The organism is Candidatus Dormiibacterota bacterium (assembly GCA_035532835.1).
Lineage (GTDB): Bacteria > Vulcanimicrobiota > Vulcanimicrobiia > Vulcanimicrobiales > Vulcanimicrobiaceae > DAHUXY01.
Genome location: DATKQG010000108.1, coordinates 1 through 9189, shown reverse-complemented (window position 1 = coordinate 9189; position 9189 = coordinate 1). Strand labels below are relative to the sequence as shown.

The following is a 9189-nucleotide window of genomic DNA, read 5'->3' as shown; positions in this document are numbered from 1 at the left end:
AGCCGCACTCGATGCCGCACGGAAAATCTTGCATAGCTTCGACCAACCGTTCACGATCGACGGGCATCGGATCGCCATTAGCGCAAGCATTGGCGTCGCCACGTTTCCGCGCTGCGCGAATACGCCGAGCGACCTCATCGATCGAGCCGATCGCGAGATGTATGCGGTAAAGCGCAACGGCGGTCGCGGCGTGAAGCTCGCCAACGGCACTCCCGACCGTTTTCAGAAGGAAACGCCGGAACCAACGGCCGAGAACGCAGCGTGCGCAGCCCCCTCTTCACCGGCCCGGCATCGCTTCGTGACCCACGCGAGCACCTGGCCTTCGGGCTAACCCTGCTCTTCGCGCTGCCCGCTGCCGCCGGCCTCGGGCTCTTTCTGCACGAGTCGGTCGGCCTCTCGCAAGTAGCGCTCTTTATCGTGATCGCGATGGTCTACGTGACGCTCGCGCGCGGACGACTCTTGGGATCGAGCGTACGCACTCATGCCGCACAATATCCGCGCGTCTTTTCCATTGTGAAGCGCGCCTGCGCCGCGCTCGAAATTCCCATGCCGCTCGTCTTCGTACGCGACGACCAATTCGTGCCGGTCGCGGCGCTCGGTTTCGGCGAGCCCTACTCGCTTGTGATCTCGAGCAATTGGATCGAGCAATTCTCCGACGATGAATTAGCATTCGTCGTCGGGCGCGAGCTCGGACATATCGCGGCGGGCCATACCCGCTTTCTCTCGTTGCTCAGCGTCAACGGTAAAGAAAATCCAATCGTCGCGCTCGTCTTCGGCGCGTGGCTACGCCGCTGCGACCTCACGTGCGACAAGGTCGGGCTGCTGGTGTGCGGATCGCTCGATGCGGCCGCGCGTGCGATCATCGTTAGCGCGTTCCACCACTTCGGGCGTCAGATCGATGCGACGCAGTTTGCCGAACAAGCCACGGAGATCAAGAACGACGCCGTCTTACGCTGGGGCGAATGGCTCGGCTCGGAACCATATGCGACCAAACGCATCGAATGGATGCGTCGCTTCATCGGAACCCAAGCCTATGCGCTGGCCGAAGAGTGGTTTTTACGCGACGTTGCCGGCGAACCGCTGCCGGCGCCGGGGACGACCCGCGTGATCCCCGCCGATTGCCCCGGCTGGTGGCGCCGATTCTTCGCGCTTTCCGTCGACGTGATTCTCGTCAGCGCGCTGATCGGTTCGCTGCATCCATTCATCGTCCGCGACGGGAAGAGCGTCTCGGCGGCGGTGGCTCCCATCTCCATCACGAAAACGGCGGCACCGGCGAATAGCAAGACGTCATCGTCTGAGGCTGAAACGATCGAACTCCCGAACGGTACGAAGATCACGATTCCTCGCGATGGTGGGCGAAGCAGCGATACGATCCGTAACCTCGTCGCAGAGGCGGCCGCAGCGACGGTGGCATTCGCTTCGCTGTGGATCGCTCTATACTTCGTGCTGCTGGTCTCCACGGCCGGGCAAACGTTCGGCATGATGATCGCCGGCTTGCGTGTCGTCACCGTTGATTACCGCCACCCGGGCATCTTCAGGACGCTGCTGCGCTATCTGTTCGTCGCGATCGGCCCGCTTTTCGTCGTGGTCGCGTTCTTGAGCCCATTTTCGCGTCGCATCATGCTCCACGATCGCATTTCCGGCACGCGGTTGATCACGAGCGAACGAGTGATGGCACGCGTCGGCGTTATGCCAGCATAGCACCGATCTGCAGAGCGTTCCCGAGGCGATTGACGTAGTTGTAAAAGCCGATCGTCGCGACGATCTCGACGCATTCGCCCGCATCGAAGTGCGCCCGTAAGTCGCTCCATAAATTATCCGGCAGTGCGCGCGGTTCGCGGGTGAGCGATACGGCGGCGGCTAGCGCCGCCCGCTCCGCTGCATCGAAGTGCGGGCTGCGCGCGTAGTCGCCCAGATCGTCCAGCGTCGCGCGGTCGATGCCGAGCCGTTCGGCCAAATCCTCGTGGCAGCTCGTGCAGTAATCGCACGCATTCAACCACGATACCATCAGCGCGCAGAGCTCCTTGATGCGCTTAGAAACGCTGCCCGACCCCGCGAGGGCGTCGGCGTGTCGCACCAGCGTCCGGGCGATCTCCGGGCGCTCGCTCAATACCGAAACGAGCGGCCCGTATGGGCCGCTCGCAGCGTCGTGCGTGCTCTGCGGAAGCCGCGGCACTATCCGGCGCCTTGGGAGAGTTGCCGGAAGCCCGCGTCGTCGCGCATGGCATCGTAGCGCGGATCGTTGGCGATCGCGGTCCAACTGATGCTTCCATGCACGCGGCGCAACCACGAGAAGGCGATCCGACGCTCGCCGATCGCGTTGAGCGCGATCGCGAGATCGGCCGGGTCCACGTTACGGTCGTGGCCGATCGCGTACGCCAGCTCCGAACGCGCCCGCGTCAATTGATGTTCTTCGGCGTAGGCGTGCGCCAGTAGGGCTGCGGCTTCCGCCCGACAGTCCGCGCATGAGGCTCCGAAGCGCTCGAAGGCAACGACCGCGCGCGCGTAACGACGTTGAGCTTCGTACGCTAGGCCGATCGTCTGATAGACGTCCCAGCGATGAGGATCGAGATCGAGGGTCTGGCGCGAGTACGCGATGGCCTCGTTATAGCGCCGGTCGAGATACGCCGCCGAGCCTAGCCACGCCGTCGTCGCGACCGAGAGCGGGTCGAGGTCGGCGGCCGTCTTCAGTTCGCGAAACGCGGCCGGCAAGTGGCCGCTGCGCAGCAGCGCGATGCCGTACCACTCGTGCGCCGGACCGTACGACGGAGCCAGCGCGAGCGCGTGCCGCAGGCCTTGCAGCGCCTGCGTCCACTTCCCCTGGCGCATCGCGATGAACCCGAGCGCCGCATAGGCCTCTCCGCTATCGGCGTCGAGCGCCAGCGCTTTGCCCGCGTAGGCACGAGCGCGGTTGAGATAGACGCCGGACGCGAGCGGCCCGTAGTGATAGTCGCTCATCGTCGCGTTGGCCTCGGCTAACGCCGCGTACCCGCTCGCATCGTGCGGATCCGCATCGATCACCTGCGCAAAGTACGCGAGGCTTTTTTCGACGCCGCCGCGCGTGCGCAAATTCCAATAGTACCGGCCGATCGCATAGAGTCGTGCGCCGGAACTCGAGAGTTGCGGCCGCGCCGGCTGCCGAGCGACCGCGGACGTGACCAGTACCCCGACGGCAACGATCGCAACGATGGCTATCGCGGCGAGCGCCAAAATGGCGCGGGACGGCAGCCGGCCTCGCCGAGCCGGCTCGATCGCGGCAACCCTCGGCGCCACGGCTTCGGAGCATTCCACAAGGCGCACCGATGCGACGAATCGGTAGCCGCGGCGCGGCACGGTCTCGATCGGATCGACCGCGCAGTGCGGCTTAAGGGTCTTGCGCAACACGTAGATATTCTGTGCGAGGTTGGCTTCTTCGACGAATCCTTCGGGCCAGATTCGGTCGAGCAACGCGGTCTTGGCAAGGACTTCGCCCGGATGTTCGATTAATGCAAGCAGGGTTTCGACCACCTTCGGGCCGAGTGCCACCGGAGCGCCCTCATGCAACAGCAACAGCTGCTCGGCGTCGAGTTGGAACGGGCCGAACTCGTAGAGACTCATCGCACGCAATCCTTGTCAGCCAAGAAACTTTTGATTCGAATTTCAAGACGCTCGCGACCGTTTCGAGGGATGCTCGAACCTGTGTTCGTTCGACGTCTCCTACTAACGATCTGTACGGCCATCGCGGCGGCAAGTTTCGCTCTTGCGGCCCCGGCTGCCGTACCCGCCACTCTTTCGTTCTCGATAGCCAAGGCTCCCCATCCGCTCGCCTTGGACCCGACCCTCTCGGACCCGGCCTGGCAGGCAGGCAAGGTGCCCGAACCCGGGCCTTGGGAGAACATCACCCGCCGGGCCCCGGCCGCGCACGCCACCATCGCGTACCTGCTCTACGACGAGCACAACCTCTATATCGGTTTCGAAGCCGAGCAGAGTGGAACGCCGATCGTCGCCACGCAGAGCACCAACGACGTGGGTTTCGGCTTGGACGATTTCGTGGGCGTGGGCATCGATACCGGGAGCGGCGGCAGCCAAACCTACTATTTCGAAACCACGCCCGCCGGCGTGCGCTACCAGCAGGCGAGCGAGAACGCCCGGTACCGTCCGCGCTGGCGGGCCGCCGCCACGCGGAAGGGCGGCAATTGGAGCGCCGTCATGATCGTTCCGCTGCGCGTCTTGCGAACGTCGCAGGGCACGCAGTCCTGGCACGTCAATTTCGTCCGCGGCGTGGCGGCGGTAGCCGAGCATTATACCTGGGCCTATGCCGGGTTGATGCAGGACGGCGGCAACGGATGGCCCACGTTCGCCGACGAGCAGTTCTGGCCGAAGGTCGAGGGCATCAAGCTCGGCCTGGACACCGCCAACCGCCCCAAACCCCGAGCCGAGATTTACGGGCTGGAGAGCCTCGGCAACGATCGCAACCTCTTCCAACAGGCCGACGGCTCCTTTCTGCCCCAACGCGTGCGGCCGTTGGGCGTGGACGTAAGCTATCCCGTGACGCCGACCATCAATTTCGTCGGCACACTCGACCCCGATTTCTCCAACGTGGAGATCGACCAACAGACCATCGCACCCCAAGAATTCCGGCGTCAGCTGCAAGAGTACCGTCCGTTCTTCTCGCAAGGCGCCGCCTTCATCAATCCGGCGATCGATCCGTATTCTAACTTCAACGGCCCCGAAAATTTGGTCTTTTACTCTCCCGGCGTCGGGCCGTTCGATCGCGGCGAAAAGCTCGAGGGAACCTTCGGAAAGCAGTCGTTTGGCGTCCTGAATTTTCGCGGCTACGACCAAACCAGCGGCAACACGTTCGACGACATCGCCTACGGCTACAAGCATGCGCTGCAGGACCAGACCTTCGCGTACTACACCGACGGCGTCTTCGCGCACCACAGCGTAGCCGGAAGCGACGCGACGGTGGAGTACGGCGTGAAAGGGCGCAACCTCCATAACGGCTTCGTGTACAATTTCAACGGCGCGTTCGAACGAGGCACGTGGGTGCCGGGCGGCATCGCGCATAGCGCCGACGCCTTTCTCGACGTGCACAAGACCTATCACGAAACGCTGTTCGGCTACGTCGATATCTCGCCGAATTACAATCCGATCGACGGCTTTACGAGCAATTCGGATATCCACGGCTTTCAGGGCTTTCAGGCCTTCAACGGGAGCACTCGCTTTGCGAAATCGTGGAATATCTTCCTGGTCGGCGACCGCTTCTTCGATCGCTCCGGAGCCCTCCACGAAGTGGACTCGAGCGCGACCTTGAGCGCGACCTTCAACAACGGGTTTTCGATCGATGGTGCGGGCACGTCCGTCGGACTGCTTCGCAGCTACGATGTGACCGCGAAGAACGATTGCACGGGCCCAACGGTCGGACGCTCGTCGTTTACGGGTTTTCCGTGTTATCGCAACGGTGAGACCGACCCGTTCAATCTCGCCTTCATCCCGATCGGCTATCGCGACGGTACGCCCACACCGATCGACGTCAGCGCGCAATGGGGCAATTTCTACCCGAACTACGTGCACCTGTATACCGCGACGACATCGCATCCCATTGGGAAGCGCCTCACGCTGGGCCTGGAGTACGACGGGACGTTTCAGCGCACTCTGGCTACCGGAGCTGTGGATTCGCAGTGGTTGCGACGCATCTCGCTGGGCATCGACACGGGCCGTAACAGCAACTTTACGCTCTCGCTGCGAGACATCAACGGACTGGGCGGGTTTGCGGCACAACAAGGCCTCAACGTGGCGGCAGGTTACCACATCGCCCTGCCTTCGGGAGACCTCTACATCAATTATGGCACTCCCGCGGCAAGTTATACGCTGGAGCGCTTCATCGTAAAATACGTTTTCCGAGCGGGCGCCGACGCGGGAACCTAATACGGGTACGCAAGACCGCCGCGCTATAACGCTTTAGGCAACGACGACGCGGCTTTTCGTCTGAAACAAAAAGCATAGAGGCCCGGTAAAGGCGTGTGTAGAGTTAAGCACGCAGGCACAACTCGTGCCAACAAAAAGGAACATTTTCGTGAGTACCGTCGTTGAACCAATCGTGGAATCTCAACCCGAAGAAGCGCGCCCCGTCATTTCGTTCACCCAAGTGATCGAGTCGGTTTCGGGGAGCGGCTCTTTCGCCGGATGGGGTCCTAACGTCACCGGTTCCAGCTCGATCGTTCGCTGGAACTAGTCGCGCCATAGCTTTCATCCGTGCGAAACGCGCACGAGATGAATTGGGGCGGCGGCGTCCTCCACCGACGCCGCCCCGACACCCCTACCCCATAGAGTGCAGCAAGTCAAAAGGGGATGGCCGATGGCCATCCCCTTTTGATTTTGCTTTAACGCGGCTATGTAAAATAAGGCGGCTACGCGAGATATGGTTCGTACGGAAGCACGGGCGCTAAAATGCGATTCATCTCTTCGAAGATGGCCGGATCGAGGCTCAAATCGCCGGCCTTGACGTTATCGTCGATGTGCGCGAGCTTAGTCGCGCCGACGATCGCGCTCGTGACGGCGGCCTCCCGAAGCACCCACGCCAACGCGAGTTGCACCATCGAAACCTCTGCCTGCTTAGCGAGCGGCACCAATCGTTGTACCGCGTCGAGCACCGGTTGCGTAAAATAGGTATCCATCATATCGGCGCTAGCCCCAGCCGCGCGCGTCCCCGCCGGAGGATGCTTGGCGTCGAGATATTTTCCCGAGAGGATGCCCATGGCGATCGGGGACCACACGACGTTCCCCAAACCGTACGCTTCGCATGTCGGAAGCACGCGGTCTTCGATGCGGCGCCACAGCGCGCTGTATTGCGGTTGATTGCTGATCGGTACGGCCCATCCGCGCGCGCGACAGAGCGTTACCGCTGCGGCGATCTGATCGGCATTCCACTCCGAGGTACCCCAATAGAGAATCTTCCCGTCGCGCACCAGATCGTTCATCATCTGGGCGGTCTCTTCCAGCGGAGTAGTTTCGTCGTAGCGATGGCATTGGTAGAGATCGATGTAGTCGACGCGCAGCCGATGCAACGAACGATCGATTTGGTCGCGGATGTGCTTACGCGATAACCCGCGCTCGTTCACCGTATCGCCCATGGGAAAATACACTTTGGTTGCGAGCACCAACGCATCGCGATTGAGCTCTTGCAAAATCGGGCCGAGCACCTCTTCGGCGGCACCGCGCGCGTAGACGTTGGCCGTATCGATGAAGTTGACTCCCTGTTCCCAAGCGCGCAGAACGCACGCGCGCGTGGTATCGCGATCGACGCTGTTGCCGAAGGTCAACCAAGAGCCCAAGCCGATGACGGAGAGTTTGAGGCCGGAGTGGCCGAGCGTACGATATTGCATGTCGATTACTGCGGCGCAAAGACGCGGAGCGCCTTCGGCAGCACCTCGAAGAGTGCCGGGGTGAAACCGGCCGGTTCCCCATCGGCAACGATGTGATGCGGATGCCTGGTTTCGATGCGAAAACGCGCGGAACGAAGCGTCCGCAAGCCCGGTACCGCGTGCGGTTTTCCTTGAATCATCGCGTACGCAATCGGGAAGGCTTCGAGCGCGGTGTCAATTTCGACGCTGTAGAGATCGAGCCACCCGTCGTCGATCGCCGCCGCCTCGACCGAGACCAGCCCTCCAAAACGATGGCTGTTCGCGATCGTGAGCTGGATCGTCCTAAAGCGTTCGCAGCGATCGCGATCGTCGTAGGCGAGCACGTGGATCGGCCGCGCGTGGCGAAAGGCTTGAAACGCCGTGCCCAGCACGCCGACGAAACCGAAGCGCTGCTTAAGCTCGGGCGTCTGCAGGCGGGTAATGCGGCTCGATATACCGATGCTCGCCTCGTTGACGAAATACGCTCCGTTGACGCGTCCGATATCGATCCTGCGTTCGTGCCCGCTCGCGATGAGGTGGATCGCGCCTTCGATATCGAGTGGAATTCCCAACGTGCGCGCGAGTTCGTTGAAGGTGCCCAGCGGAACGATGCCCAGCGGGACGCCTCGCTCGATGGCCGTCGCAATCAGTCCGGCGGCGGTTCCGTCGCCGCCGGCGCCGATAACGCAATCAAAGCCGCCAGTTCGCAACGCCCCATCGCCTTCAACGACGTCGACGCCGTGAACGGCAAGTGCTTCGCGTACGTTATCGGCTAGCGTACGGCCGCGCCGGGAACGTTCGTTAATCGCCAAGTAGGCGCGCATTGCCGGCACCTTGCACGCGAGGGTCGGCGCACCTGCGCGCGCGCCCTCGCGGCTATACCGAAACGAGTTCGCCTCGCTCCGAGCGCGTCTGTACCGCCCCCGACGACGAGCGCGGCAACAACTCCACTTTTAACCAGCCGTCTTGGTGATTGGCGAATGCGCGATACGCGTCGATCGCACCATCCAAGCCGATTTTTTGCGACAGGATACGCGAGGGACGCACGGTGCCCGCCTCCACGGCTCGAAGCGCCTTGGGCAAATAGCGGCGGTGCGGGCAATCCCCCATGCGAAGCGTCAAATTCTTACCCATCGCCATGCCGATGGGAAATTGCATCATCGTCGGCGGATACACGCCGATAATCGCGACGTGCCCCGCCTTGGCAACCATGCCGACCGCAAACTCCAGGGCAGCTCCGGGCGCGGCTCCGGGCTTAAAGCCCGCATCGCTCTTCGGGCGTTCCTTTTGCGCGTCGATTCCAACCGCATCGATGACGCAGTCGACACCTACGCCGTTCGTAAGATCCAGTACCGTTTGGATCGCATCTTCCCGGGCGAAGTCGACCGTCTCGGCGCCCTGACGACGCGCCGATTCCAGTCGCGACGGTTCGCAATCCACCGCAATGATGCGGCCCGCGTCGAGGATTTTCGCCGATGCCACTACGAATTGCCCGACCGGCCCGCAGCCCAACACGGCGACGGTGTGACCCGGCTTGATCGACGCCATCTCCGCGCCGAAGTATGCCGTGGTAAAGATGTCCGAGAGCAAAATCGCGTCGTCGTCGCCGATGTCGTCGGGGATCTTAACCGGGCCGACGTTGGCGAACGGAACGCGCGCGTATTCGGCTTGCAAGCCGGCGAATCCGCCGCTGCCTTTCGGGCCGCCGAAGAACGCCGTCGCCTTGGGATTTTGCTTGTTAGCCACATCGCATTTTGAATAGTAAGACGCGCGACAGTACACGCAGTTACCGCAAGCAATCGTC

The 9189-nt window shown here is 62.5% G+C and carries 9 protein-coding genes; 4 read left to right on the top strand and 5 right to left on the bottom strand.

The features are described 5' to 3' along the window. Together VMW12_13535 and VMW12_13530 are read left to right on the top strand one after the other, a co-directional pair. Nucleotides 1-331, top strand: a 331-nt coding sequence (locus VMW12_13535) for a diguanylate cyclase (GenBank protein HUZ50744.1), incomplete at its 5' end; no start/stop codon positions are given. Beyond that, nucleotides 262-1701: an RDD family protein gene (locus tag VMW12_13530; GenBank protein HUZ50743.1), complete on the top strand. Its 1440-nt coding sequence runs from the start codon at nucleotides 262-264 to the stop codon at nucleotides 1699-1701. The genes VMW12_13535 and VMW12_13530, both read left to right, overlap by 70 nt. Here VMW12_13530 and VMW12_13525 read toward each other — a convergent pair. Together VMW12_13525 and VMW12_13520 are read right to left on the bottom strand one after the other, a co-directional pair. Further along, on the bottom strand, nucleotides 1688-2176 hold the full coding sequence (locus tag VMW12_13525; protein HUZ50742.1) for a carboxymuconolactone decarboxylase family protein: 489 nt from the start codon (nucleotides 2174-2176) through the stop codon (nucleotides 1688-1690). The two genes, VMW12_13530 and VMW12_13525, sit on opposite strands and share 14 nt — an antisense overlap. Beyond that, nucleotides 2176-3597 carry a winged helix-turn-helix domain-containing protein gene (locus tag VMW12_13520; GenBank protein HUZ50741.1) on the bottom strand — a complete coding sequence of 474 codons (1422 nt, stop codon included), beginning with the start codon at nucleotides 3595-3597 and terminating at the stop codon, nucleotides 2176-2178. Before VMW12_13520 ends, VMW12_13525 begins: the two co-directional genes overlap by 1 nt. Before the next feature lie 81 nt (nucleotides 3598-3678). Between VMW12_13520 and VMW12_13515 the strand changes: the two genes are divergently transcribed. Next, nucleotides 3679-5910, top strand: coding sequence for a hypothetical protein (locus tag VMW12_13515; GenBank protein ID HUZ50740.1), 2232 nt, complete (start codon nucleotides 3679-3681; stop codon nucleotides 5908-5910). A gap of 172 nt (nucleotides 5911-6082) precedes the next feature. Next, nucleotides 6083-6217, top strand: coding sequence for a hypothetical protein (locus VMW12_13510; GenBank protein ID HUZ50739.1), 135 nt, complete (start codon nucleotides 6083-6085; stop codon nucleotides 6215-6217). A gap of 175 nt (nucleotides 6218-6392) precedes the next feature. On the opposite strand, the gene VMW12_13505 is transcribed toward VMW12_13510, so the two are convergent. The 3 genes from VMW12_13505 to VMW12_13495 form a co-directional block, all read right to left on the bottom strand. Continuing rightward, nucleotides 6393-7367, bottom strand: coding sequence for an aldo/keto reductase family protein (locus VMW12_13505; protein ID HUZ50738.1), 975 nt, complete (start codon nucleotides 7365-7367; stop codon nucleotides 6393-6395). A gap of 5 nt (nucleotides 7368-7372) precedes the next feature. After that, a complete protein-coding gene (locus VMW12_13500) occupies nucleotides 7373-8209 on the bottom strand; it encodes a YegS/Rv2252/BmrU family lipid kinase (GenBank protein ID HUZ50737.1) in 837 nt (278 codons plus the stop codon). Between the two features lie 52 nt (nucleotides 8210-8261). Then, the coding region (locus tag VMW12_13495; protein HUZ50736.1) for a zinc-binding dehydrogenase at nucleotides 8262-9189 on the bottom strand (928 nt) is incomplete at its 5' end.